The organism is Pseudomonas sp. yb_5 (genome assembly GCF_043103865.1).
Taxonomy (GTDB): Bacteria; Pseudomonadota; Gammaproteobacteria; order Pseudomonadales; family Pseudomonadaceae; genus Aquipseudomonas; species Aquipseudomonas putida_Y.
The window spans coordinates 1-22,750 of the sequence record NZ_JBICKE010000040.1; the positions used below are offsets into that span (position 1 = coordinate 1).

The following is a 22,750-nucleotide window of genomic DNA, read 5'->3' on the forward strand; positions in this document are numbered from 1 at the left end:
CCCATGAGGACATCAAAGAGGCGAAGAACTGGACACAATGATGGCCAATTAGTAGCATCCAATCCAACTGAACATTACGGACAATCTCAGTCATGGATCGAACTACCGGGGTCATTCGACGCCCTATTCATCAGCCCATCCGACCCTTGATCACCTGGGAAGAAGCATGGAAAGGGCCCGACGAGGGCTTGATCCGGTGCTGGGAGATTGGCCGGGAGCGGGCCCTGACTCAGCCAGAACTTGCTCGCCACTGTGTCGACGGCGCACTCCCGGTGCTAGGTTGGAAAGGTGGACATGATCGCGCCTTGAAAAAACCGATGAAGTACGGTTCGCTCAAGTATCTGGCGCAATGGCAGGGCCTTCGCGGCGAAGATCTGTTCATCGATACACGAACAGAGCTCACCTTGACCTGCAATCACACCGGCATGCTGACCACCTTCACAGCGGACCAGGAAAAATACGCCAACGCTTTAATCCTGACGGAATAGAAACGAGGGACAGGGAATGGTCGATCTTCACCAGGAATTTCAGAACAGCCGCTTTTTTCACGAAGCGCGGATCACGCAGCGCTCGGTTGATGGGTTGATTGGAATCGCTGCGGGCCTGACTGCCGACAATCAGGTCAATCAACAAGAAGCCGAGTTCCTCAAAGGATGGATGGAGCAGCAACTCGTTCATCTTGAGGATCCGGTCATCAATTTGTTGTACCGGCGCCTGAGCGACATGCTCAAGGACAATATGCTGGATGCTGCTGAGTCGGCTGAGCTGCTTGAGCTATTGCAGCAGCTCACCGGCAAGCCGCGCTGCAGCGACAACCCATTCTCTTCACCCACGTCACTGCCACTCAATAGCCCCGAACCCAAACTGGAGTGGGCAGGCCGCATGTTCCTGTTTACCGGCACAATGGCTTACGGGCCTCGCAAAGCATGCGAAGCACTGGTAGTCGAACGTGGGGGTTCAATCGCCGCAGGGGTGAGCAAGAAGATCCACTATCTGGTCATTGGCAGTATTGGCAACGAGCAGTGGCTGCACAGCAGTTATGGCACGAAGATCAAGAAAGCAGTGGAAATCAGGGAAGCAGGTGCGAACATTGCGATCGTAAGCGAGGCGCATTGGCAGCGCGCGGCGTTTGGTTGATGACCATGATGGCGTTCACCGCTTCTGAGCAGATCGATAGACCTCGCTAAGCTCGCACTTGCCAACCGATACCATCACTACAACGATACGCTCGTCTTCGACGCGATAGACGAGGCCTTTGTGGGACATCGCCCAGCCCCTTTGACTGCGCAGTCGCGCAGAAAACTCAGCGCGCAAGCGGTCCGCGTGCCATGTGGGAGCGGGCCCTTGTGGGATTGGTAGTTGTGGCAAGAGAGTGACACGCCTCGAGCCAAGAGCACGCCCGAGAACTTGGATCCCATTCCGGGAAAAGGTATGCTGGCAATAGCTAAACGCCACTATCCAAGCAGGCTTCGTGCCTGCTCTCAAGGACGAGCCCTTTGCCCAGCCACCCGACCCGCCATACTATCGCCCGCCAGTGGCAACTGCTCAAGTTACTGCCCGGCCGCCACCCGGGAATGAGCTCCACCCAGTTGCAGGCTGCCCTGACAACCGTGGGCCATACCACCAGCAAACGCACCGTCGAGCGCGACCTGGTCGAGCTCGCCGCACTGTTCCCGCTACAGTGCAACAGTAAAGGCATGCCTTATGGCTGGTACTGGCAACCGGGCTTGAGCCTGGGCGAAGCGCAGCAGCTGCAACCCGACGCACTTGCGCCCCCGACACACGTTGTATTGTGTGCCTGGGTCGATGACGCACTGGCTCGCCGCCTGGAACAGTCACCCCTGTCCGACGATATGCAACTGACGCCGCAGGCTAGCGGCGGCGCCGCGCTGGTGGCCACCGTCAACGACAACCGCGCGCTGATGGGCTGGCTGCTGTCCCAGGCGGGGTCGATCCGCATCCAGGCCCCGCAGGCGCTGCGCGGGGCCATGATAGAACAATTGCGCCAGAGCCTGGCGCTGCATGATGGAGAGAGCTGTAAGGAATAGCGCAAACGGCGTCAGTAGGTTCCGGGAAACGCCACGGCATCGCCAAAGCGCGACGCCGGAATGGCTCAGGTCGTTTTACCGCGGGTCACGACGTGCCAGGCAGGCATAGGCCAAGCCCAGTACGCTGGCTGCCAGAATGCCAAGCAGTATCATCAGCTCACGGCTGTAACGGGCTACCATGGCCGGGAAACCGATGACCTCGCGGTACACCTGCACATGGGCTTCACCGTCGGCGTGGCTGATACTGACCCCGCCATGGCGGATCTGCGAGTAGTCGGCATCGAAATACACCCACACCTTGCAGGTGCCACCTGGCTCGATGGCCGGGATATCAACCTGGGCGATAGCGGTTTCCAGCAGCGTGTCGTTGCCGGCAGCATCGCGCACCTGCACCAGGCCCTTGGCTGGCAGGCGGATTTTCACCTGCCGGACCTGTGCATCACCACTGTTGTGCAGTTCGATCAGCAGGCCGGTACGGTGGTCGACCAGCCCGGCCTCGAAAGGCTTGGCGAACAAATGAGCATAAGGTGCCTGTGCCATTTCGATGAGCCGCTCGACCTGATCATGGCTCAGCTGGCCTTGAGCGATACCGTTGATTTGCCCCTGCAACTGCTCGTACTTCAGCTGCTCGCTGGCCTTGCTGATTCGCTCGCTGAACTGGCTGGGGTAAGTGAGGTAGGCATAGGTCAGTGACGCCTCAAGGCGTGGATTGCCCCTGAGCAACGCGTAGGCGGCCAACAGGACCATCAGGCCGATCAGCACGGCGACGAGAAGCTTCCCCACCTTGTCCCAGCTCAATGCATGCTTCCTTCTGTCGTGTTACAGACGATAAAAACCGCCCAAGGGTGCCAAGTTCGCGCCCCCCAAGCAAGCCTGGCTAGGCTTCGCCCTCGCCTTCGCGCGACTGACGCATCTGCAGCAACTGGCCGTCGATCAGTGACTTGGCCATCCCTGCCAGGTAGTACGTGGCCTTCATCATCACCTGGCGGTCGTCTGGCCTGTCGATGGCCTTGCGGGTGATTTCGGTGATACAGCCCATGATGCCCGATGCCTCCATCAGTGCGGTGCGTATTGGCAGTTGCGGTTTCATTTGCACCAGTTCGGCATCGCTATTGCCAAAGCGGCTCGCTGCACGCACGACAGTGGGCTTGCTGCTGTTTTTCAGCGTTTCGCTGTCCATGTCCATTCCTCAAGGTTAGGCGCGTGCCGAGGCTAGGCCGCTGCCAGCCCCATTTCAACGACAAAGGCGTGGAAAGGGTCACTTTAGGAAATGGACTACAAGAACCCTGCACAGGGAGCGCCGTGCCGCTGCTCAGCCCCCTTGACCAGCCCCCCGGCAGTGGCGGACGATCAACCTCCCCCACACAAGGACGAACACCATGCTGCGAATACTGGGAAGAGCCTCTTCCATCAATGTGCGAAAAGTCATGTGGGCCTGCGCCGAATTCGAGATCGCGTTCGAGCGCGAAGACTGGGGCTCCGGCTTCAAGGCCACTGACAGCGCCGAGTTTCTCGCGTTGAACCCCAACGCCATGATCCCGGTGATCCAGGACGGTGACTTCACCTTGTGGGAATCCAACAGCATCATCCGCTACCTGGCCAACCGCTACGGCGCCACCGCGTTCTATCCCGGCGAAGCCCAGGCGCGGGCCAGGATCGACCAGTGGATAGACTGGCAGGCCTCGGACCTGAACCGCTCATGGAGCTATGCGTTCATGTCGCTGGTCAGGCATTCGCCCGCTCACCAGGACCCGCAGGCCCTTGCTGCCGGTTGTGCCGAGTGGTCGCGTTACATGCACATCCTCGACCGCCAACTGGCCAGCACCGGTGCCTATGTGGCCGGCAGCCAGTTCACCCTGGCCGACATCCCTATCGGCCTGTCGGTCAACCGCTGGTTCGAAACGCCGTTCGAGCACCCGCACCTGCCCGCTGTGCGCGATTATTACGAGCGCCTGAGCGAGCGCCCTGCCTATCACTTGCATGGCCGAAACGGTACCCCGTAATACCCGCAAGGGGGTATCGAGGGGCGCAAAGCGCCCCAAGGTCCCGGCCTGTTACAGCGCAACCTGCCGCGCAGCTACCCCCCCTCGCCCCCGCCAGGCAAACAGCAGCACCAGCCCCAGCCCCAGCGCCGCCATCGCAGCCCCCGCCAGGGAAATCGCCGGGTAGCCCAGCCCCGCGTTGATCACCGCGCCGCCCAGCGCCGCACCGATCGCATTGCCCAGATTGAACGCGCCGATGTTGACTGCCGAGGCCAGGTTGGGCGCATCCTTGGCCGCTTCCATTACCCGCATTTGCAGCGGCGGCACCAGGGCAAAGCTGGCCGCCCCCCAGACCAGGATCGCCAGGGCGGTCGGCAGCGGCCAGTCCAGTACCAGCGGAAACACCAGCAGCACGGCAATCAGCCCAGCCAGTGACAGGATCAGGGTGCGATCGATCGAGCGGTCCGCCGCCTTGCCGCCCCACACGTTGCCCAAGGTCAGGCCGACACCGAACAGCACCAGCATGGCCGTCACGAAAGGGGTGGACGCCGCCGCTTCATGCTGCAGGATCGGCGCAATGTAGGTGAACACCGTGAACATGGCGCTGGAACCCACCACGGTCAGCAACAATGCCGCCAGAACCGGCCTGCGGCCCAGCACACGGATCTCGGCCATGGCACCCTCGCCCTTGGGCGACGCAACATTGGGCAGTGCGTACCAGAGTGTGGTCATCGCCACCAGGCCAAGCCCGGCAATACCCCAGAACGCCGTGCGCCAACCCAGCATTTCACCCAACCAGGTCGCCAACGGCACTCCGCCGATGGTGGCCAGGGTCAAACCCATGAACATTGCAGCCACGGCCCCGGCGCGCTTCGCCGGCGGCACCACACTGGCCGCGACGATCGAGCCGATGCCGAAGAAGGCGCCGTGGTTGAGTGAAGTGACCACGCGGGCCACCAGCAGGCTGGCGTAGTCGCTGGCCAGGGCCGACATCAGGTTGCCCAAGGTGAAAATGGCCATCAGCCCGATCAACAGGTAACGGCGCGGGATCTTCACCGTGGCCAGGGTCATCAGCGGCGCGCCGATCAGCACGCCGATGGCATAGGCGCTGACCAGCAGCCCGGCAGCAGGAATGGAAACGCCAAGGTCGGTAGCGATACTGGGCAACATCCCCATGGGGGCGAACTCTGTAACGCCGATGCCGAAGGCACCGATGGCGAGTGCGACAAGCGGTGGATTGATACGCATGGCAAGCTCCTTGTCTATGCCGCAAATGCTACGATCCGTTTCAAACGCGCACTAGACTGCATTTTTGCGAACCACCTTTGCTTGAGAGGCACAAATGGACTTCAGTGGCAGATCCGGAGAGATGGAGGTTTTTGCCAAGGTGGCGCAAGAGGGCAGCCTGTCTGCTGCCGCCCGGGCGCTGGGCCTGACTCCCTCGGCGGTCAGCCGCATTCTCGCCCGCACCGAACAGCGCCTGGGTACCCGCCTGCTACTGCGCACGACCCGGGCGCTCACCCTCACCCCCGAGGGAGAGGCCTACCTGCGCGGCGCACGGCGGGTGCTGGCGGACATGCTCGAAGTGGAAGAAGCCATCACTGACCAAGGCGTACCACGCGGGCGCTTGCGGGTCAGCGCTGCGCTGGGCCATGCCCGGTTGACCGTAGTGCCGCTGCTGGCGGCCTTCAGCGCACGCTACCCGCAAGTGCTGGTTGACCTGACCCTCAGTGACGAGGTGGCCGACATTCTCAGCGGCCAGGCCGACGTGGCGCTGCGCTTCGGTCACCTGCCGGACAGCTCGTTGAGCGCCCGCGCCATTGGCGAGACCGGCCAGGTAGTGGTGGCCTCGCCTGAATACCTGCAACGCTACGGTACCCCGCTTGCACCTGAAGACCTGGCCCGGCACAACTGCCTGCGCTTCAACTTCCGCCGCGCGATGCCCGACTGGCCGTTTCACCGCGACGGGCATACGTTCTCACTGAAGGTTAAAGGGAATATCGAATGCAGCAGTGGCGAGGCGCTGGCGCAGTTGGCCAGGCTGGGCGCCGGTGTGACGCGTATCGGCACCTTTACCGTGGCCGATGACCTGGCCAACGGGCAACTGGTGCCGTTGCTGGAGGCTTACAACCCTGGTGATCGGGAACCGATTCATGCGGTGTTCGTCGGCGGCCCGGCGATGCCGGCGCGGGTGCGGGTGTTTGTGGATTTTCTGGTGGAGCAGCTATCTGGCGGCCTGTAGGGCCGGCCTCGTGTCGCGACAGGGCCGCCCACGCGCGCCCTGATCAGTCTCATCACGCTTGCATGCCGGCCAGGATAAAGCCCATGAACCGCCGCACATCCGCCCGGTGTGCCGCCATGTCCAGCGGCTCGCGGCTGCAAAGGCGCAGCAACTGAAGGTGCCCGTAGTCGTTGATCAGGAACGCCGCATAGCCCACGTCCAGCCCAGCCGCCAGCCTGCCGCTGTCGCACAAGTCCTGTAGCAGGCACTTCAACTCGTTGACCAACGCGTCGTTGACCCGCCTGTAGGCATCCGGCACGCCCTGCTGCTCAGCCCCCAGCAACGGCAGCAACGGCGGCAATATCTCGCGCCAGAGCGGTGCAGGCAGCACCTCGAATGCGTAATCGGTCAAGTGCGCTTCGTAACAGCACAGGGCCTCCAGCGCATCGTCGAATTCCGGCAGGCGCCGCCGGGCTTCGGTCACCGCCCGGTGGTCGGCCTCGCGGAGCTTCTCCAGCAAAATCTCCTGCTTGCTGCCGAAGTAGGCAAACACCGTGGGCACCGACACTGCGGCCAGGCGCGCGATCTGCTCCATGGTGGTGGTCTGGTAACCCTGTGTTTCAAACAGGCCTAGCGCCGTTCGGCTGATGGTTTCACGACGCATCGCCTTCTGCTGCTCGCGCAATCCGCTCACGTTTACACCTTTTCGATCCGTACACGTCGGCGCCCAGCATAACGCAAAGCTGAGCCGCAAAAATATTTTATTGACTAAAGGTTTTAATCAACTCAAAACTAATGCTCTATTCTGACCCGGGAGTTGCCATGTCCACCGCCGCAGACCTCATTGTCCACAATGCCCGCATCTACACGGTCGACCCGCACAGGCCCTGGGCCGAGGCGGTGGCCATCTGCGGCGAACGCATCGTTTGCGTGGGCGACCGCGGCAGCGTCATGGCGTACGCCGGCCCTGCCACGCGGCTGCTGGATGCCGGCGGCAAACTGGTGCTGCCGGGCTTCGTCGAGTCTCACTGGCACTTTTCCTCTACCGCCTTTGCCTTTCAGGCGCTGGTCAACCACACAGACCCACAACAGGTGCTGGCCCTGCTCAAGGCCTACGTCGAGGCCAACCCCTCTGAAAAAGCCATTACCGGCATGGGCTGGATCCAGCCGTTGATGCCTGGGCACATGTTGCGCCGCGAAGTACTGGATGCCATCTGTCCGGACAAGCCCGTGTGCCTGCTGTCCACCGACTATCACACCATGTGGGTCAACAGCTTCGCCCTGAACGCTGCCGGCATCGACCGCAACACCCCGGCGGTAGAAGAAGGCGCCAGCTGGTTCGAAAAGGACCCGATCACCGGCGAGCCCACAGGCGTGATCATTGACTGCGCCGCCTATTCGCTACTGATGCAACGCCTGAGCGAAGCCGGCTACCTGCCGACGGGCATCGACCTGTACCTGCGCTCGATCCCCTTCTGGCAAGAGAAACTGGTGGCGGCCGGGATTACCACAGTATTCGATGCCGGTTTCCTCGACCCCGCCGGCGACCAGTCGCTGCTGTATGAAACCCTGCAGCAACTGGAGCGTGAAGAGCGCCTGAAACTGCGGGTGGTCGGCAGCTACATCAACATGGGCACCGAAGACGACCCGGTCACTCGGCTGCAAGCCCTGCGCGAACGCTACGACTCGCCGCTGGTCAAGGCGCAGACCCTCAAGCTGATGCTGGACGGGACCGAGCTGAACCACACCGCATTCCTGCTCGAGCCCTATTGCGACAAGCCACACAGCTGCGGTTCGACGACGATGCCCGAGGAAGTGTTCGAGGGCCATGTGCGCAAGGCCGACGCCCTCGGTATCGACGTGATGGTGCATGCAGTGGGCGATGCCGCCGTGCGCATGGCGCTGGACGTGTTCGAGCGCACGTTCTCCAGCAACCCGCCCCGCGACCGTCGCCACGTCATCACTCACGCCTTCCTCACCCACCCCGACGACATCCCGCGCTTTCGCCGCATCGGCGTCATGGCCAACACCCAGTTGCAGTGGGGCGTGGTCGACGCCTACGCCGAGGCCATCCAGCAGGCCTATGGCTACCCACGCTGGGCGTCGATGTACAAATTCCGCAGCTTCATCGACCAGGGTGTGACCGTGTCCATCGGCATGGACGGCCTGGTCTGCCAATGCCGATGCCAGCACAAGCCGGTGGAACACATCGAATCGGGCCACACCCGCCAGCTCAGTGGCGAACCCGACGCCCCTGTAATGCCCGATGCCGACGAGCGCCTGAGTATCCCGCAACTGATCGCCGCCTATACGCTCAACGGTGCCTACCAACTGGGCCTGGAACGGGAAATCGGCTCGATCACCGTTGGCAAGCGTGCCGACATCATCGTGCTGGAGCAGGACCTGTTCGAACTGGACCGCTACCAGATCGGCAATACCGAAGTAGCGCTGACCGTGATGAACGGCCGTATCACCCACGATGCAGGTACCCTGCCCCGCGCCTGACCCCGGACCCGACCATGCACAACAATAACAACACCCTGCTTCTGCGTGCTGCGCTGATCTACATCGCCGCCACGGCGCTGATCATCATTGGCGTACAACCCATCTTCATCGGCCTGCTGGCCGAGCGGTTGCATCTGGACCTGAGCCAACAGGGCTGGGTACTTTCCAGTGAAATGAGCGGAACACTGCTCGGTTGCCTGCTGCTGTCGATACCCAGGCGTCACCCGGGTGGCCGTGGGCTGTACCTGGCGGCAGCCTTTGCAGCGCTGATGTTGAACGTCCTCAGCGCTGCGCTGGACACTTTGACGACGTTGATTCTGTGCCGTTTTGCCTGTGGTATCGCTGCGGGTCTGCTGTATGCCGGGTCGATCAGCGGGCTCGGCCGGCTGCCGGGCCAGGATCGCTCGTACGGCCTGTCGCTGCTGATTCAAACCGCTGTCTTTGCCCTGTACGCGACGTGCCTGCCACAACTGGCAGAGCAGTTCGGTCACCGCACGGCGATTGCATCACTGGGTTTCTGGTTCGTGCTGATCGCTGTGGCTGCGTTGTTCATTCCGGTACGGCTGCAGCATGCAACGCCAGTGCGCCTGGCACAACCAAGCGGCGGCTCGGCGATTATCGGGCACTACGCCCTGCTGGGGATGCTGTTCCTGCAGCTGGCCATCTATTCGTTGTGGGGGTTTGTCGAACAGTTGGCGCGCGAACGTGGCATCGACGCAGTGGATGTGGGCTGGGCGTTCGGGCTGGGAATACTGGGTGGCTTGCCTGGCGGCGCCCTGCCCAGCCTGCTGGGCGCACGGGTGAGCCGTGGCCCGATGATCGGCCTGGGCTCGCTGGTAGTACTGGTGTCAATCACCCTGCTGGCGCGCTATACGCATGATGCCGATCAGCTGTGCATGGCTCTGTTTCTGATGAACTTCGGCTGGGTGCTGGCGCTAACCTACTACATGGGGGCAATTGCCACCAATGATCCACGCGGCACGTTGACGCCCTGGGTCAGTGCGCTGCAACTGGGGGCCGCGGCGGCAGCGCCGGCGTTAGTGGCCTTGCAGCAACAGAGTGCCGGGCGGGAAATGATCTTTGCCAGTGCAGGGGCGGCGGTGGTGTTGGGGTATGTGCTGAAGTGCGTGGCCGGCGTGGTTCATCGGCGGGCAGTTCGCGAGCATGGTCGAAGGAGCGCATGAGCCGATAGATACGCGCAACGACTACATCTTGACCTTTAGCTATTCATGCCGGCTCGGCGTCACCTTCAGGTCGCACTATCGCAGCAGGTGCAGCCCCAGCGTAAAGACCGCCACGGCCAAGGCGACCAACGACACGGCATGACGTTCCAGATACGCTGGCCAACCGGGCGCTGACTGCGACGCGCATCCACATTGGTGCTTGGCCAGGCCGGTCAACCGTGCCTCCACACTGTCCATGCGGTCTGCCTGGGCGCTGGTTGCCAGTACGAGCTTCTTCAGCGCCGTGGTCACCGTGATGGACAGCCCCTCCCGAGCCTGGTTGCTGGCGGCCAGTTGCTGCTGGTACTGCTCAAGGCTCTTGTGGATCGCCCCTTCCTTCTGCACACGGGCCAGGGTGCTTGCCACCAGCTTTTTGTTCAGCGCCTCGATACTGGCCTGCAGTGCTTCGTGTTCGGTGGCCCGCAGGGTCGAAGCGTCCGCCTCAAGGTGGGGCTCGTGCATCCTGTTCCCATTCGCCTCGGCAAGCGGAGCCAGGGTGCCGTGTTCATGTAGCTGGTTCATCAATCACTATCCGGATACTGCGGTAAGGGGCGGGAAGCTATCAAAATGACATCATCTAATCCACTGATGAGTCGTGCAATTGACGGCTTTCGTCAGAGCGTGCGCGTACACTTGCCTTCAAGCCACTCGCAGGAGCCGCTTCATGCCCTACCCCATTGAAGAAAAACTGGTCATCGGCGTTGCCTCGAGTGCGCTGTTCGACCTCTCCGTCTCCGATGACATCTACCAGACACAAGGTGTCGAGGCGTACCGCCAACACCAGGAACAGAACCTGGACGAGCCGTTTCCCAGGGGGGTGGCGCTGCCGTTCATTCGCCGCTTCCTGAGCATCAACAAGGCGTTCCCCGACCAGTTGCCGGTGGAAGTGGTGCTGCTCTCCCGCAACTCGCCGGAAACCGGCCTGCGGGTATTCCGCTCCATCAGCCACTATCAGTTGGACATCACCCGTGCGGCATTCATGTCAGGCCGCTCGCCCTACGAGTACATCCCCGCGTTCAATGCTTCGCTGTTCCTCAGTGCCAACGAGGAAGATGTGCAAAAGGCCATCGACGCCAACTACCCTGCCGGGCGTGTGCTGCCTACGCGCATCTACGATGATGAAATCGACACCGAGCTGCGGGTGGCCTTCGACTTCGATGGCGTGATTGCCGACGACGAGGCAGAGAGTGTGTACAAGCGCAACGACAACCTGGACGACTTTCAGGAACACGAGCGCATGCACAAGGGCACCCCGCATTCGCCGGGGCCCTTGGCAGACCTTTACCGCAAGCTCTCGCGGATACGCATGCTGGAGGACCACAAGCTGGCCGAAGACCCGACGTACCAGCGGATCCTGCGTATTGCCATCGTCACGGCGCGCAACGCGCCCTCGCATGAGCGGGTAGTGACGACCTTGAAGGACTGGGGCGTTTCGCCGGATGAGTGCTTTTTTCTAGGCGGTATGGATAAGCCCAGGGTGTTGTCGATCTTGAAACCGCATGTATTTTTCGACGACCAGCGCACGCACTTGCAATCGCCAGCGGGGAACCTGCCGATGGTGCATGTACCGTTTGGGGTGGCGAACAGAGTGCGCTCGCCTCAGGCACCAGACCTGGAGCAGGAACAACTGCCAACCTGCGCATTACCATGCACGCCATAAAGCGCCTCGCCGGCGAGCGGGTGCTGCAGTCTGCGGGCTCGCTGTTCAGCTTGCCCAACAAGACTGACGAATGATGCTGCAGAAATTCCCCGGCCGAAAGGCCGGCTCTTTGTCCGCGATGACATCCGCCTTCACATTACCAAAGGTGGTCTGCGGCTTATGCCGGATCCCCTCGTAAAACGCCTGGATGATGGCCTCCTTGAAATCCCTCCCACGCGGGTGAGCTTGCACCACCGCATCCCGTGCGGCATTACCCAGCCCCTCGTGATGCAGCCCCAGCACATCGGTCTCTACCCCCGCCGTTACCAGGGCTATCAGGGGGTGCATGTGCTCTGGAATTCCCGGCGTGGTATGCAGCGCGATCGCTGTCCACACGCGTTCGACATCGCGCTCGTCCACGCCACGACACTGTAGGAAATCACGCGCTGCGTTGGCGCCATCAACCTCGAAGCGGCAGCATTCGCTACTGTGCTCATGGGTCAACCCCATGTCATGGAACATACAACCCGCGTAAAGCAGTTCGCTGTCATAACGCAGCCCTAACCGCTGCCCGGCAAGGGCAGCAAAATAGAAAACCCGGCTGGAATGGTGGAAGAGCAGTGGTGAAGCCGTGTCGCGCACAAGTTCTGTGATTTCCCGGGCCATGGCGCTGTCAGGCACCTGGATACCGGCGATGGATGAGGACATGGTCGCTCCTTGGGTGGGTTGATGACGCGGTCAGTTTGAAGCTGCGCGCCAATGTCCTCAATTGACTTGTAACGCCATATACTGCCATTGTCGATGAATAACGGACTTGCTGTAAACTGCCTGGAGCCATCATGCCCCCTCCTCCCATGACCGTCGCCATTCTGGCCATGCCCGGCGTACAACTGCTGGATGCCAGCGGCCCGCTCGATGTTTTCGCCGAGGCTAACCGCCAAGCCGGTCGTGTCGCCTATCGCCTGCTGCTGCTGGCTTGCGAGCCAGGGCCGCTGGTCAGCTCTTCCGGCACTCGGTTGGTCGCTGACGGCTGGATCGGGGAAGCGCTGGGAGCCATCGACACCTTGCTGGTTGCCGGCACGCCACATGCCGCTGACCAGTACCTGCGCCCGGGCATTCTTGATTGGCTGCGCCTGCGCGCTGATACTTGCCGCCGCTACGGTTCGGTGTGCACCGGGGCATTTGCCCTGGCAGCTGCAGGGTTGCTGGATGATCGCCGCGCGACCACCCACTGGTCCGTGGTGCAAACGCTGGCCGAGCGTTATCCCCGGGTGCAAGTGGACGCCGATGCCATTCAGGTGCACGACGGCAAACTGCGTACTGCCGCCGGGGTGACGGCTGGCCTGGATCTGGCCCTGTCCCTTGTGGAAGAGGACCTTGGGGGTAACGTTGCCAAACAGGTAGCGGGACAGCTGGTGATGTACTTCAAACGGCCTGGCGGGCAACTGCAGTTCAGCCGCCAAGGCGGCACGTCACCTGTCGGACGCTCGGCGCTACAAGAATTGCAGCGGTACGTGGCCGCCAACCCGGCACTGGACCATGGGATTGCCGCCCTGGCTGCAAGGGTTGGGCTCAGCCCCAGGCATTTTGCACGGGTATTTCAACACGATGTAGGCATGACACCGGCAGCCTGGGTGGAGTTGGCACGTGTGAGTGCCGCACGGGCGCGACTGGAAACTGGGCGGGAGGCGCCAAAGCAAGTGGCCGCGCTGTGTGGGTTTGCCAATGCCGACACGTTGCGGCGAACGTTTGTGAAGCATGTGGGGGTGACGCCGGCTGAGTATCGCAAGCGGTTTGGGCGGCCAAGGTGAGTGCTGTCGCGCCAGAGCGACACCCTTGACCCACGCCTGCTCGCCGCCGCATGCTCGAGCGCTTCCACCCACGCTCAAGGAACGATTGCATGAAGCTGGAAACGCTTGCCATCCATGCGGGCTTCAGCCCCGACCCGACCACCAAGGCGGTGGCCGTACCGATCTACCAGACCACCTCCTTCGCCTTCGATGACACCCAGCACGGCGCCGACCTGTTTGACCTGAAGGTTGCCGGCAACATCTACTCACGCATCATGAACCCCACCAACGACGTGCTCGAGCAGCGCATGGCCGCCCTGGAAGGCGGGGTTGGCGCGCTGGCCGTAGCCTCGGGCATGGCGGCTATCACCTACGCCATCCAGACCGTCGCCGAAGCCGGCGACAATATCGTCTCGGTGGCCAAGCTGTACGGTGGCACCTACAACCTGCTGGCGCACACCCTGCCACGCATGGGTATCCACACCCGCTTCGCGGCCCATGACGATATCGCCGCCCTCGAAGCGCTGATCGACGCGCGTACCAAAGCGGTATTCTGCGAGTCCATCGGCAACCCCGCCGGCAATATCGTCGATATCGCCGCGCTGGCCGAGGCCGCCCACCGCCACGGGGTGCCGCTGATCGTCGACAACACCGTGGCCACCCCGGTGCTGTGCCGGCCGTTCGAGCACGGCGCCGACATCGTCGTGCACTCGCTGACCAAGTACATCGGCGGCCACGGCACCAGCATCGGCGGCATCGTCATCGACTCCGGCAAATTCCCCTGGGCCGAGAACAAGGAACGCTTCGCCCTGCTCAACACCCCCGACCCGTCCTACCACGGCGTCACCTACACCGAAGCTTTCGGGCCTGCCGCCTTCATCGGCCGCTGCCGTGTGGTGCCCTTGCGCAACACCGGCGCCGCGCTGTCGCCGTTCAACGCCTTCCTGATCCTGCAAGGCCTGGAAACCCTGGCCCTGCGCATGGAGCGCCATACCGAGAACGCGCTAAAGGTCGCCCATTACCTGCAAGCCCACGAGCAAGTGGCCTGGGTGAAGTTCGCCGGGCTGCCCGACCACCCCGAACATGAACTGGCCCAGCGCTACACCGGCGGCAAGCCGGCGTCGATCCTGTCGTTCGGTATCAAGGGTGGCCAGGCGGCTGGCGCGCGCTTCATCGACGCGTTGCAGCTGGTGGTACGCCTGGTGAACATCGGCGACGCCAAGTCACTGGCCTGCCATCCCGCTTCCACTACCCATCGTCAGCTCAACGACGAGGAACTGGAGAAGGCCGGCGTGCCACGGGACATGGTGCGCCTGTCAATCGGCATCGAACACAGTGACGACATCATCGCCGACCTGGCCCAGGCCTTGGAGGCCAGCCGCGGCTGATTCACCCGCGCCCGACCCAATGTCGAAGGCGGGCGCACCTTCATCAAGCCTGGATGCACCCGCAATGACCCTGTTTTACCTGAAACTCACCATCACCCCCCTGCTGATGTGGGCCATCTCCCTCGCCTCCCGGCGCTGGGGCGGCCTGCTAGGCGGTTTGCTGTCCGGCCTGCCGATCACCTCGGCGCTGGTGATGACCTTCCTGTGCCTGGAACAGGGCACGGCCTTCGCCCTGGGCGCACTGCCCGGCGCACTGGGCGGCCTGGCGGCGGTGCAGGCCACCTACACCATCTACCTGCTGGCCACGCGCACACTCGGCATCGCCGTGGCCGTACTGCTGGCGTTGCTGTTCTATGGCCTGGCGGCCTATGCCTTTACCCACTGGGGCAGCCTGTACCTGTCGATTGCAGTGGCGTTGGTGCTGATCGGCGTGCTGATCCGCGCCAGCGGCCGCGAGCCCAAACCTGATACCTTGGCCCGCCCCCGGCACCGGCACTGGGAAATCCCGTTGCGCATGGTATCTGCCACTTCCCTGCTGATGATCACCACCAGCCTGGCCAGTTGGCTGGGCCCGGCGACCAGCGGGATGCTGGCGCCGATTCCGGTGATTGCGTGGCCACTGGTGGTGTTCGCCCATGTGCAGGGCGGGCGAGCCGGGATGGCGGCGATGGTGCGGGGCAATGCGATCGGCGCAGTGGGGGTGATTGCGTTCTATCTGGTCTTGGCGGGGCTGCTGGAAACGTGGGGCGTTGGCGTGACCATCGGGCTGGCCATGCTGTGCGCTGTGGTGCTGACCATTGGACTGGCCGCCGTGTTGCGACGGCGTTGATAGACCATTGGGCTGCTGCGCAGCCCATCGCAGGCACGCCAGCGCCTGCAGGGACCGGGCGGACTGCTCGCACCCGGGCCTTAGTCGAACGCCCCGTTCAACACCTCATAGATGATACCGGTCGCCACGGCGACCAGTATCAGGTCTGCGCCTGCCTGCATCCATTCATACCCGTCATAGTGAGGCAACTGCCCCAACAGACGGCCATCCAGTTTCTTGGCGATACCGGGCGGCAGAGGCTTGCCGCGGGCCAGGTTCTTCTGAATGCCGGGAGGCAATGCCGGGCCCGGACTCCAGTAGTTGCGGTGGCCACCGAGGATGCCCAGTACATCGCCACGGTCGATGGACGGGCCGCCGTGCCAGTTATTGCCGCCGGCGCTCTGCTTGTGGCCGCCCGGATTGCCCTGGCCCTGGGCATGCTGAGCCTGGCCCTTGCCGTGCCCCTGACCTTGGCCCTGGCCTTTGCCGTTACCCGGGTCGGCGAGCGCCGGGCCAGAGGCCAAGGCCACCGCCAATGAGGTGACAACGGCTGTCATGATTGTTGATCTGGCCATGTGAGCATCCTTTGCGCGAGAGGTTGCCTCACACTATAGACGGTGCGCACGCCTGCTTCACTTGCAACAGCCTCAGCAGAGAGGCTGACAAGGCAGGCACGCTTCGGCCACAATCGGTCGCCTGGTCCACGCTGGGAAGCACTGCATGCTCACTACCCTCGCCATCGGCAACTACCGCTCGATCAACCACCTGGTGCTGCCGCTGGGCCAACTCAACCTGGTGACCGGCGCCAATGGCAGCGGCAAATCCAACCTGTACAAGGCACTGCGCCTGCTGGCCGAAACCGCACAGGGCGGTGTGGTCGAAGCCCTCGCCCGTGAAGGCGGGCTGGATTCGACCTGGTGGGCCGGCCCGGAAACCAGCGCACGAATGCGGCGCGGCGAAGTGCCCATCCAAGGCCAGCATCCGAGCGAAGCCAGGCGCCTGCGCCTGGGCTTTGCCACCGAGGACTTCGGGTTTGCCATCACCCTCGGCCTGCCAATTCCCCTGCCGTATCCGACCGCGTTCATGCTCGACCCCGAAATAAAGTGCGAGGCCATCTGGGGCGCTGGCGCCTATCGGCCCTCTTCCTTGCTGGTCGAGCGCAAGAACGCCCTGGTGCGGGCCCGCGAGGGCAACAGCTGGGCGGTGCTCGATCAGCATGCTGACAGCGGCGAGAGCTTCTTCAACATCGTCGGCCGGCCCCGCCAGGCACCGGAAATCGGTGACCTGCGCGCATTCATCAATAGCTGGCGGTTTTATGATCACTTCCGGATTGACCGTGATGCGCCTTGCCGTCAACCCCAACTGGGCACTCGCTCGCCGGTGCTGCATCACGACGGGCGCAACCTGGCCTCGGCGTTGCAGACCATTATCGAAATTGGCGATGTGGAGGATCTGGTGGAGGCGCTGAATGACGCGTTTCCCGGCAGCCGTCTGGAGATCAATGCGCCACCTGGCGGGCTGTTCAGTGTAAGGCTGCACCAGCACGGGCTTTTGCGCCCGCTCGAGGGTGCTGAATTGTCGGATGGCACCCTGCGCTATCTTCTGCTGATGGCCGCCCTGCTCACACCACGGCCGCCATCGCTGATGGTCTTGAACGAACCGGAAACCAGTCTGCACGCGGACCTGCTCCCGGCCTTGGCGCGGCTGATCATTCGTGCATCACGCCGTAGCCAGGTTTGGGTGGTATCGCACAGTGCGCCATTAATCAACGCGCTGGCAGCCTGTGACGGGTGCAATGTGCTAGAGCTGGAAAAAATACAAGGGCAAACCCATCTGCGGGGGGTTGGGTTGCTGGATGAGCCGCTGTGGCGCTGGGCTGACTGAATTCAAGTGACGGTACGAGCCCGGCATGACTAACCTGCCCCGGTAATTTCGTCCATGAACTGGGTAAGAAAGGTTTCAAGCCGGGTATGACGCTCGGCAGCAAGGCGAGCCCCTTCTTGGGTTTTAAAGCCCGAGGCAAGCTTGAGCAGTTTGGTCTGGAAGTGCTCGATGGCATACGCCCCGTCCTGGTACGCCCTCTGCTGCGCGGCAGGATTCTCGAAGTCATAGAGCGCCGACCCCATTCGCCCGGAGACGTAAAAACACCGGGCAATACCCACCGCGCCTATGGCGTCAAGCCGGTCACTGTCCTGAAGGATGCAGGCCTCACGTGTCAGCGGTTCGAACCCCGCCGAGTAACTGTGGGTTTTGATCGCATGCACTACCTGCTCAACACGCCCACTCGGCCAGCCCATCTCTGCAAGGGCTGATGCAGCCTTGTTCGCCGACAACGTCGAGGCCTGCCCACGTAACGGCGAATGCTTTTCCACTGCCACACAGTCGTGCAGCACCGTCGCCGCAAGCAAGATTTCAAGGTCGCCACCCTCTACCCGCTGGATCCGCTGCGCATTGACCCACACGCGATGAATATGGGCCAAGTCGTGGGAGCCATCACTCTGGTCGGACGGCAGATACTTCAGCAAGTCAGTGGCAAGAGACTGATAAGGGGCAAACGCTTCGCGGGTCATCTTCGATAGGTTCCATTTCCGGTGTGCCTCGCCAGGGCGACGCCTGATGCCCCCTGAGTTCGCAGATCAGAACACCGACCATCCGATTCGTGAACTCAGCAGCTCAAGCGCCGCCATCCCGGCCAGGGAGTTGCCCGCCGCATTCAGCTCTGGCGACCACACGCATACGGTGAATTGACCCGGCACGATCGCCACGATACCGCCACCCACGCCACTCTTGCCAGGCAAACCCACCCTGAAGGCGAAATTCCCCGCCTCGTCATACAGCCCGCTGGTGGCCATGATCGAGTTCACTTGTTGGGTCTGGCGCCGTGTCAGGATCTGCTCACCGCTGTGCTTGCAGAACCCATCATTGGCCAGGAAGCAGAAGGCCCGCGCCAGGTCCAGGCAGTTCATTTGCAGTGCGCAGTAACTGAAGTAACTGCGCAGCACCGTCTCGACCTCGTTATGGAAATTGCCAAATGACTGCATCAGGTACGCCATGGCAGCGTTGCGCGCGCGGAACTGATATTCCGAATCAGCGACCCGGGTATTGATCGAGATGTGAGGGTTGCCTGAAAGCCGTCGGACAAAATCGCGCATCGACAACGTGGGGGCCGCGAAGCGCGACTGATTGATATCGCAGATCACCAATGCCCCGGCATTGATGAACGGGTTACGCGGCCGCCCACGCTCGAACTCCAGCTGCACCAATGAGTTGAACGGCTGCCCCGAAGGCTCATGCCCCAACCGCTCCCAAATGGCTTCACCCGAATGGCCAATGGCCTGAACCAGGCTGAACACCTTGGAAATGCTCTGCACCGAGAATGGCACCTGCGCATCGCCTGCGCAGTGGTAACTGCCATCGTTGCCATAGACAGCGATACCCAGTTGGTTCGCCGGCACGTCAGCCAGCGCGGGAATGTAGTCAGCGACTTTGCCCTTGCCGATCAAGGGACGTACTTCGTCAAGAATCTCGTTCAACAGCGTTTGCATGGAAGGCCCTGTATCAATCCCCAGACGACGGCGAGGGGCAGTCTTCTTGACGAAAATTGAGCGGGAGAGATCACACATTCAGAAACAAATCACCGTCAGCGTCATCATCGCCAGGAAGATCGCCGTGCGTTATGGCCTTGAAGGCAGCTGTAAAAAGCTGCGAGGGCCGGCCACGCGCCGCACCGATGATAATCCACAAGGCAATCTGTCGGCCGTGATGGCGGCAAGCATCATTTCATTCGGGTTCGTGTTCCTCCACCCGTTCATGGATGGGAACGGGCGCTTGAAAACGGCCTGTTGCTTCCTGTTTCGGTTGCCATGAAACGCGAAGAACGCCTGTATCTGGAGACACTTCAGGGATATTCCGGGCCCGTGCGAGAATACTGGCAAGTGCAATGGATCGATCACGAGCAGTTTACATTTGAGTTCATCGGAGCTGACGCGATCTGCCGATTCTGGGATGCCACGCAGTGCGTTGTATTCACCTGCGCTGGAGGTCGAGCTGCGCGATGAGACGGCCTTTCTGGAAAACTATGACGCCGTCTACAGGGCCGTTGATGAGCGATTCGATGTTCGCGGCAGCGACCTCGCAAACTTGGTCATGATGTGCCTGAGCAATGGCGGGAGCGTGTCAAACAATCGGCGTAAGCAGTACCTGTACAGGGTCCCCGAGGCGGTGTTCGACTACATCGAGCTGACCGCGCAACAAGTGCTTGCCGCCCAGCGCTCAGCCGCTCAAGCGCATCAGGGAGCAGAGACACAGACGGATGCATAGTGTTGAGTGGGAGAGCGTCTATTCATGGAACGAAAAGCAAGCCGCGCAGCCCCGCGACTGGGTTATCCGTAGCGCTCACCCTGGCAGGGTAGAACGGATCGAAGCGTGGATTGGGGTTTCAAAAAACAATGAATACGGCGAGCGCACTGAGCAGCAAACAGAGGCTCGCGACAGCTGTGAGATGCACGCGCATCGGCAGATACCACCCAGGCATCGCTTGCGCCAGTTTGCGATCCTGCCAAAGATGGCCGATAAAACCAAAGGTCAACACCAGACATCCCAATGGCACAGGCAGCAACGTGCCAACCCAACCGATCAGGGCCGGTATAACGCTCCACACCAGTCGCTCTTGACGCTGCTTCGCGGGCAAACCCTGCAACGTCATGGCAAACCCCCAGTGCAGGGCACCGACGAAGCTCAATATCACCGCGCCATAGCCAACCAGCATCATCGAGAAAAACGCTCGATACTCAGCCCAAAAAAGGATGAGCAGCGTCAAACCAATAAACGGCAGCAGACCGCCGTAACCCAGGACAGCGAAGCGGCTTGGAGATATCGCAGTAGCATCGGTATTCATCTGGGCGCCCCTTCGCGACGGTTCAGGACCGGGTGTCAATTGTGTCGTCCAATGAGGTTCAGGAATTCGTGTCGCGTCGAGGGTGCGTCGCGAAATGCACCTAACATCACGGATGAAATCATCACCGAGTTCTGCTTCTCTATACCGCGCATCATCATGCACATATGCTTGGCTTCGATCACGACCGCTACCCCTGCGGCATCCGTGACTTCCTGCACGGCATACGCAATTTGCCGCGTGAGGTTTTCCTGTATCTGTAAACGACGGGCGAACATATCCACCACGCGTGCAACCTTGGAAAGCCCTAACACACGCCCTGTTGGCAGGTACGCGACATGAGCCTTGCCAATGAACGGCAGCATGTGGTGTTCGCACAATGAGTAGAGCTCAATGTCACGCACCACAATCATTTCATCGTTTTCACTCTCGAACAGAGCACCGTTTACGACCTCGTGAAGATCCTGGGCATACCCGTTGCACAAGTACTGCATCGCTTTTGCCGCACGCCGGGGTGTGTCCAGAAGCCCTTCGCGCTGCGGGTTCTCACCAATGCCGACGAGGATTTCATGAAAGTGCTCGGCTAACGAATGTGACATTTGGACTCCTCACCGCTACAACGGTGCCCGCCATCGGGATGTGGTAGCCAGGCCAAGTGTGGCCTCAATCGACAGAACAGCCTGTAAAGAACCGAAAACAGGGGACGTAGCGGACGCCAGGCCAGTGGCGCGACCCACAGGCCCACATCCGCAGCACGCCAACTCCACAAGGTGGCGTCCAAGCCTGTAACCCAGTGCCCGCTCGCGAACCTTCCATGCAGGCATGACCTCAGTTGCTCGACTGCCAAGCCCAACGCCCCTGCATCGAAATCATCAGCACTGATGTCAACCAGGATGAGCTTTCCCCCGGTCGATTTCCTGCGCAGGAAGGCGATCTCCCGAGCGCACAAGGGGCAGGCGCCGTCAAAGTACAGCGTGAAGGGCCACTGGCAATACATGTACAAAGCCTCATTCTTGTACAGGTTTTTTGTACAAGTTAGCTGAAACACGGAAATTCGCAATGGGCGTGACAGCTTTCGGCGACGGCAGCCAGGCGGACCGGCATTTTGATACAAACAATGCCTGCCGCGAGTACTGCTCGCCCGGGGGCTGCACATGCAGGCCTTACCACAAAGCCGGAATCGGATTTGCTAAGATCGCGGCATTCCGCTGGGTGAACTGCGTATTCACTCGAGCCCTTTGCAGCCTGCTGGAAGACCTGATGAACAAACTGATTCTGCCTTTCGCTATCTTCGTTAGCGTCATCATCACTGGGAAGATCGCCGAGCATTACGGCCTGGAGGGCAGCTGGAAAGTCGGCCTGCTGTGCCTCGTGGCAGCTATCGTCCAGATCGCGGTTACCCGCTTTCAGCGCCACCAGCGGCAGAAAGCCCAGCTTTAAAGGGCGCGAGGCATTGCTAACGTCAGTGGGTGATCACGTTATGGGGACTTTTCTTTCACCCAATTTTCACAGTGGCTTGGGCAGGATGAAGCTATCCCTACGTGATAGTACTTTGCCCGCCTCGGCGGGCTTTCTTTTGCCCGCCTGTTTCCTGTTTAGGTTTTTGAGGAACGGGAGCGGGTCGAAAAATCAGAAATAACCCCTTCCTTGTAGGCCATTTCCCAAAGATACTCCTCGCGCCTGATTTTCGTTGCACATGGAAATAGTCAGCCCTAGTCTCGGCCTGTCGCTACCCATTGGCGGCACGGTTTTGACAGACCGTGGTTCACTGAGAGCATGTGCAATGCCAGTTATGGCAGCTGTGCGTGGGGCACCTTCGTGTGCGCCGGGATTCTCAGTGCCCCCGGTCTGTCAACCCACAAACAGCTGCCACCCTTCCGTTTGACAGCGGTACTGCGGCAGCCCTGTAAGGCACTGAGAGGGTTTATGCTGAAAATAGTACCTGATCCACCGCACAACGTTCTTTCCCTGGAAGACACCCTGATTCAGGCTACGGACTACGCGTTATGCGCAGCGACCGTCGTGCATCAGGCAATGCTGCTGCAGCCCAAGTCACCCGCGTCGATTCTGATGATGACCTCGATGCATGAACTGGAGACCTTGAGAGCTTTGCTCGAGTCCGCAATAGCCCAGGTGCAGATGCCCACTGAACCTCGCACTACGCACTGACGTCTCGCTGATGTACTGCCTGGGCCGGCCTCTTCGCGGATCCCCTCCCAGGCACTCCCTCAGCCTTGAAGACTGCCGTGCTC

General features: G+C 61.5%; 28 protein-coding genes. 16 read left to right on the forward strand and 12 right to left on the reverse strand.

From position 1 onward, the window contains the following. The first annotated feature begins 92 nt into the window (after nt 1-92). From ACF8GF_RS05160 to ACF8GF_RS05170, 3 genes are all read left to right on the forward strand, one after another. Nucleotides 93-488 carry a hypothetical protein gene (locus tag ACF8GF_RS05160; RefSeq protein WP_176684678.1) on the forward strand — a complete coding sequence of 132 codons (396 nt, stop codon included), beginning with the start codon at nt 93-95 and terminating at the stop codon, nt 486-488. Nucleotides 489-504: 16 nt separating this feature from the next. Further along, entirely contained in the window at nt 505-1,137 is a 633-nt protein-coding gene (locus ACF8GF_RS05165; protein WP_176684679.1) for a BRCT domain-containing protein, read from the forward strand. 359 nt (nt 1,138-1,496) lie between these two features. Beyond that, nucleotides 1,497-2,048, forward strand: a complete 552-nt coding sequence (locus tag ACF8GF_RS05170; protein WP_176684680.1) for a WYL domain-containing protein — start codon at nt 1,497-1,499, stop codon at nt 2,046-2,048. A gap of 75 nt (nt 2,049-2,123) precedes the next feature. Here the strand turns inward: ACF8GF_RS05170 and ACF8GF_RS05175 are convergent, their stop codons facing one another. Together ACF8GF_RS05175 and ACF8GF_RS05180 are read right to left on the reverse strand one after the other, a co-directional pair. Beyond that, complete coding sequence (locus ACF8GF_RS05175; RefSeq protein WP_209965283.1) at nt 2,124-2,846, reverse strand: hypothetical protein; 723 nt, start codon at nt 2,844-2,846, stop codon at nt 2,124-2,126. A 79-nt stretch (nt 2,847-2,925) separates the two neighbouring features. After that, complete coding sequence (locus tag ACF8GF_RS05180) at nt 2,926-3,228, reverse strand: DUF3077 domain-containing protein (RefSeq protein WP_392462233.1); 303 nt, start codon at nt 3,226-3,228, stop codon at nt 2,926-2,928. 199 nt (nt 3,229-3,427) lie between these two features. Between ACF8GF_RS05180 and ACF8GF_RS05185 the strand changes: the two genes are divergently transcribed. Next, the gene (locus tag ACF8GF_RS05185; protein WP_176684683.1) at nt 3,428-4,051 is read left to right on the forward strand and encodes a glutathione S-transferase family protein; all 624 of its coding nucleotides are present in this window, start codon (nt 3,428-3,430) and stop codon (nt 4,049-4,051) included. A gap of 51 nt (nt 4,052-4,102) precedes the next feature. On the opposite strand, the gene ACF8GF_RS05190 is transcribed toward ACF8GF_RS05185, so the two are convergent. Further along, a complete protein-coding gene (locus ACF8GF_RS05190; RefSeq protein ID WP_392462235.1) occupies nt 4,103-5,278 on the reverse strand; it encodes an MFS transporter in 1,176 nt (391 codons plus the stop codon). 94 nt (nt 5,279-5,372) lie between these two features. Here ACF8GF_RS05190 and ACF8GF_RS05195 point away from each other — a divergent pair, with 94 nt between their 5' ends. Continuing rightward, nucleotides 5,373-6,272 carry a LysR family transcriptional regulator gene (locus tag ACF8GF_RS05195; protein ID WP_392462237.1) on the forward strand — a complete coding sequence of 300 codons (900 nt, stop codon included), beginning with the start codon at nt 5,373-5,375 and terminating at the stop codon, nt 6,270-6,272. Between the two features lie 52 nt (nt 6,273-6,324). Here the strand turns inward: ACF8GF_RS05195 and ACF8GF_RS05200 are convergent, their stop codons facing one another. Beyond that, entirely contained in the window at nt 6,325-6,945 is a 621-nt protein-coding gene (locus tag ACF8GF_RS05200; RefSeq protein ID WP_019438822.1) for a TetR/AcrR family transcriptional regulator, read from the reverse strand. A gap of 128 nt (nt 6,946-7,073) precedes the next feature. Here ACF8GF_RS05200 and ACF8GF_RS05205 point away from each other — a divergent pair, with 128 nt between their 5' ends. After that, nucleotides 7,074-8,756, forward strand: coding sequence for an amidohydrolase (locus ACF8GF_RS05205; RefSeq protein ID WP_176684686.1), 1,683 nt, complete (start codon nt 7,074-7,076; stop codon nt 8,754-8,756). Nucleotides 8,757-8,770: 14 nt separating this feature from the next. Then, nucleotides 8,771-9,940: an MFS transporter gene (locus ACF8GF_RS05210; protein ID WP_392462240.1), complete on the forward strand. Its 1,170-nt coding sequence runs from the start codon at nt 8,771-8,773 to the stop codon at nt 9,938-9,940. Between the two features lie 75 nt (nt 9,941-10,015). On the opposite strand, the gene ACF8GF_RS05215 is transcribed toward ACF8GF_RS05210, so the two are convergent. After that, nucleotides 10,016-10,501: a hypothetical protein gene (locus tag ACF8GF_RS05215; protein WP_176684688.1), complete on the reverse strand. Its 486-nt coding sequence runs from the start codon at nt 10,499-10,501 to the stop codon at nt 10,016-10,018. Nucleotides 10,502-10,643: 142 nt separating this feature from the next. On the opposite strand from ACF8GF_RS05215, the gene ACF8GF_RS05220 reads away from it, so the two are divergent. Next, a complete protein-coding gene (locus tag ACF8GF_RS05220) occupies nt 10,644-11,639 on the forward strand; it encodes a 5'-nucleotidase (RefSeq protein ID WP_392487581.1) in 996 nt (331 codons plus the stop codon). Nucleotides 11,640-11,684: 45 nt separating this feature from the next. Here the strand turns inward: ACF8GF_RS05220 and ACF8GF_RS05225 are convergent, their stop codons facing one another. Continuing rightward, nucleotides 11,685-12,326 carry an HD domain-containing protein gene (locus tag ACF8GF_RS05225; RefSeq protein WP_392487582.1) on the reverse strand — a complete coding sequence of 214 codons (642 nt, stop codon included), beginning with the start codon at nt 12,324-12,326 and terminating at the stop codon, nt 11,685-11,687. Between the two features lie 131 nt (nt 12,327-12,457). On the opposite strand from ACF8GF_RS05225, the gene ACF8GF_RS05230 reads away from it, so the two are divergent. The 3 genes from ACF8GF_RS05230 (at nt 12,458) to ACF8GF_RS05240 (ending at nt 15,625) form a co-directional block, all read left to right on the forward strand. Beyond that, nucleotides 12,458-13,429: a GlxA family transcriptional regulator gene (locus tag ACF8GF_RS05230; protein WP_392487583.1), complete on the forward strand. Its 972-nt coding sequence runs from the start codon at nt 12,458-12,460 to the stop codon at nt 13,427-13,429. A gap of 89 nt (nt 13,430-13,518) precedes the next feature. Continuing rightward, nucleotides 13,519-14,796, forward strand: a complete 1,278-nt coding sequence (locus ACF8GF_RS05235; protein ID WP_004575388.1) for a bifunctional O-acetylhomoserine aminocarboxypropyltransferase/cysteine synthase — start codon at nt 13,519-13,521, stop codon at nt 14,794-14,796. A 64-nt stretch (nt 14,797-14,860) separates the two neighbouring features. Continuing rightward, nucleotides 14,861-15,625, forward strand: a complete 765-nt coding sequence (locus ACF8GF_RS05240; RefSeq protein WP_392487584.1) for a hypothetical protein — start codon at nt 14,861-14,863, stop codon at nt 15,623-15,625. An 80-nt stretch (nt 15,626-15,705) separates the two neighbouring features. On the opposite strand, the gene ACF8GF_RS05245 is transcribed toward ACF8GF_RS05240, so the two are convergent. After that, a complete protein-coding gene (locus ACF8GF_RS05245; protein ID WP_176684692.1) occupies nt 15,706-16,179 on the reverse strand; it encodes an anti-virulence regulator CigR family protein in 474 nt (157 codons plus the stop codon). Nucleotides 16,180-16,324: 145 nt separating this feature from the next. Here ACF8GF_RS05245 and ACF8GF_RS05250 point away from each other — a divergent pair, with 145 nt between their 5' ends. Beyond that, on the forward strand, nt 16,325-17,488 hold the full coding sequence (locus ACF8GF_RS05250) for an AAA family ATPase (RefSeq protein WP_392487585.1): 1,164 nt from the start codon (nt 16,325-16,327) through the stop codon (nt 17,486-17,488). A gap of 29 nt (nt 17,489-17,517) precedes the next feature. On the opposite strand, the gene ACF8GF_RS05255 is transcribed toward ACF8GF_RS05250, so the two are convergent. Beyond that, nucleotides 17,518-18,174, reverse strand: a complete 657-nt coding sequence (locus ACF8GF_RS05255) for an HD domain-containing protein (protein WP_392462249.1) — start codon at nt 18,172-18,174, stop codon at nt 17,518-17,520. Between the two features lie 66 nt (nt 18,175-18,240). Beyond that, nucleotides 18,241-19,149, reverse strand: coding sequence for a glutaminase B (gene glsB / locus ACF8GF_RS05260; protein WP_103462615.1), 909 nt, complete (start codon nt 19,147-19,149; stop codon nt 18,241-18,243). 46 nt (nt 19,150-19,195) lie between these two features. On the opposite strand from glsB, the gene ACF8GF_RS05265 reads away from it, so the two are divergent. Beyond that, nucleotides 19,196-19,471 carry a Fic family protein gene (locus ACF8GF_RS05265; RefSeq protein WP_392487586.1) on the forward strand — a complete coding sequence of 92 codons (276 nt, stop codon included), beginning with the start codon at nt 19,196-19,198 and terminating at the stop codon, nt 19,469-19,471. Nucleotides 19,472-19,609: 138 nt separating this feature from the next. Next, the gene (locus tag ACF8GF_RS05270; protein ID WP_256122374.1) at nt 19,610-19,924 is read left to right on the forward strand and encodes a hypothetical protein; all 315 of its coding nucleotides are present in this window, start codon (nt 19,610-19,612) and stop codon (nt 19,922-19,924) included. Nucleotides 19,925-20,042: 118 nt separating this feature from the next. Here the strand turns inward: ACF8GF_RS05270 and ACF8GF_RS05275 are convergent, their stop codons facing one another. The 3 genes from ACF8GF_RS05275 to ACF8GF_RS05285 are packed head-to-tail and all read right to left on the reverse strand — an operon-like array spanning nt 20,043 to nt 21,495. Then, a complete protein-coding gene (locus tag ACF8GF_RS05275; protein ID WP_392462251.1) occupies nt 20,043-20,501 on the reverse strand; it encodes a DUF3429 domain-containing protein in 459 nt (152 codons plus the stop codon). 35 nt (nt 20,502-20,536) lie between these two features. Then, nucleotides 20,537-21,097 (reverse strand): GTP cyclohydrolase I FolE, encoded by a 561-nt coding sequence (gene folE, locus ACF8GF_RS05280; protein WP_176684696.1) that lies wholly within the window; start codon nt 21,095-21,097, stop codon nt 20,537-20,539. Next, on the reverse strand, nt 21,082-21,495 hold the full coding sequence (locus tag ACF8GF_RS05285) for a thiol-disulfide oxidoreductase DCC family protein (protein ID WP_176684697.1): 414 nt from the start codon (nt 21,493-21,495) through the stop codon (nt 21,082-21,084). The genes folE and ACF8GF_RS05285 overlap by 16 nt, the downstream gene beginning before the upstream one ends. 263 nt (nt 21,496-21,758) lie before the next feature. On the opposite strand from ACF8GF_RS05285, the gene ACF8GF_RS05290 reads away from it, so the two are divergent. Both ACF8GF_RS05290 and ACF8GF_RS05295 read left to right on the forward strand, forming a co-directional pair. Continuing rightward, nucleotides 21,759-21,938, forward strand: coding sequence for a hypothetical protein (locus ACF8GF_RS05290; RefSeq protein WP_209969782.1), 180 nt, complete (start codon nt 21,759-21,761; stop codon nt 21,936-21,938). 486 nt (nt 21,939-22,424) lie between these two features. Further along, a complete protein-coding gene (locus ACF8GF_RS05295; protein ID WP_110159599.1) occupies nt 22,425-22,667 on the forward strand; it encodes a hypothetical protein in 243 nt (80 codons plus the stop codon). The last annotated feature ends 83 nt before the right edge of the window (nt 22,668-22,750 follow it).

What these genes read in the sequence shown, in the direction of transcription:
- ACF8GF_RS05220 (WP_392487581.1), top strand. Translation starts at nt 10,644, where the DNA reads ATGCCCTACCCCATTGAAGAAAAACTGGTCATCGGCGTTGCCTCGAGT.
- ACF8GF_RS05225 (WP_392487582.1), bottom strand. Translation starts at nt 12,326, where the DNA reads ATGTCCTCATCCATCGCCGGTATCCAGGTGCCTGACAGCGCCATGGCC.
- ACF8GF_RS05255 (WP_392462249.1), bottom strand. Translation starts at nt 18,174, where the DNA reads ATGACCCGCGAAGCGTTTGCCCCTTATCAGTCTCTTGCCACTGACTTG.
- ACF8GF_RS05180 (WP_392462233.1), bottom strand. Translation starts at nt 3,228, where the DNA reads ATGGACAGCGAAACGCTGAAAAACAGCAGCAAGCCCACTGTCGTGCGT.
- ACF8GF_RS05205 (WP_176684686.1), top strand. Translation starts at nt 7,074, where the DNA reads ATGTCCACCGCCGCAGACCTCATTGTCCACAATGCCCGCATCTACACG.
- ACF8GF_RS05295 (WP_110159599.1), top strand. Translation starts at nt 22,425, where the DNA reads ATGCTGAAAATAGTACCTGATCCACCGCACAACGTTCTTTCCCTGGAA.
- ACF8GF_RS05270 (WP_256122374.1), top strand. Translation starts at nt 19,610, where the DNA reads ATGCCACGCAGTGCGTTGTATTCACCTGCGCTGGAGGTCGAGCTGCGC.
- ACF8GF_RS05195 (WP_392462237.1), top strand. Translation starts at nt 5,373, where the DNA reads ATGGACTTCAGTGGCAGATCCGGAGAGATGGAGGTTTTTGCCAAGGTG.
- ACF8GF_RS05185 (WP_176684683.1), top strand. Translation starts at nt 3,428, where the DNA reads ATGCTGCGAATACTGGGAAGAGCCTCTTCCATCAATGTGCGAAAAGTC.
- glsB (WP_103462615.1), bottom strand. Translation starts at nt 19,149, where the DNA reads ATGCAAACGCTGTTGAACGAGATTCTTGACGAAGTACGTCCCTTGATC.
- ACF8GF_RS05240 (WP_392487584.1), top strand. Translation starts at nt 14,861, where the DNA reads ATGACCCTGTTTTACCTGAAACTCACCATCACCCCCCTGCTGATGTGG.
- ACF8GF_RS05275 (WP_392462251.1), bottom strand. Translation starts at nt 20,501, where the DNA reads ATGAATACCGATGCTACTGCGATATCTCCAAGCCGCTTCGCTGTCCTG.
- ACF8GF_RS05210 (WP_392462240.1), top strand. Translation starts at nt 8,771, where the DNA reads ATGCACAACAATAACAACACCCTGCTTCTGCGTGCTGCGCTGATCTAC.
- ACF8GF_RS05235 (WP_004575388.1), top strand. Translation starts at nt 13,519, where the DNA reads ATGAAGCTGGAAACGCTTGCCATCCATGCGGGCTTCAGCCCCGACCCG.
- ACF8GF_RS05285 (WP_176684697.1), bottom strand. Translation starts at nt 21,495, where the DNA reads ATGTATTGCCAGTGGCCCTTCACGCTGTACTTTGACGGCGCCTGCCCC.
- ACF8GF_RS05230 (WP_392487583.1), top strand. Translation starts at nt 12,458, where the DNA reads ATGCCCCCTCCTCCCATGACCGTCGCCATTCTGGCCATGCCCGGCGTA.
- ACF8GF_RS05190 (WP_392462235.1), bottom strand. Translation starts at nt 5,278, where the DNA reads ATGCGTATCAATCCACCGCTTGTCGCACTCGCCATCGGTGCCTTCGGC.
- ACF8GF_RS05160 (WP_176684678.1), top strand. Translation starts at nt 93, where the DNA reads ATGGATCGAACTACCGGGGTCATTCGACGCCCTATTCATCAGCCCATC.
- folE (WP_176684696.1), bottom strand. Translation starts at nt 21,097, where the DNA reads ATGTCACATTCGTTAGCCGAGCACTTTCATGAAATCCTCGTCGGCATT.
- ACF8GF_RS05165 (WP_176684679.1), top strand. Translation starts at nt 505, where the DNA reads ATGGTCGATCTTCACCAGGAATTTCAGAACAGCCGCTTTTTTCACGAA.
- ACF8GF_RS05290 (WP_209969782.1), top strand. Translation starts at nt 21,759, where the DNA reads ATGAACAAACTGATTCTGCCTTTCGCTATCTTCGTTAGCGTCATCATC.
- ACF8GF_RS05245 (WP_176684692.1), bottom strand. Translation starts at nt 16,179, where the DNA reads ATGGCCAGATCAACAATCATGACAGCCGTTGTCACCTCATTGGCGGTG.
- ACF8GF_RS05250 (WP_392487585.1), top strand. Translation starts at nt 16,325, where the DNA reads ATGCTCACTACCCTCGCCATCGGCAACTACCGCTCGATCAACCACCTG.
- ACF8GF_RS05215 (WP_176684688.1), bottom strand. Translation starts at nt 10,501, where the DNA reads ATGAACCAGCTACATGAACACGGCACCCTGGCTCCGCTTGCCGAGGCG.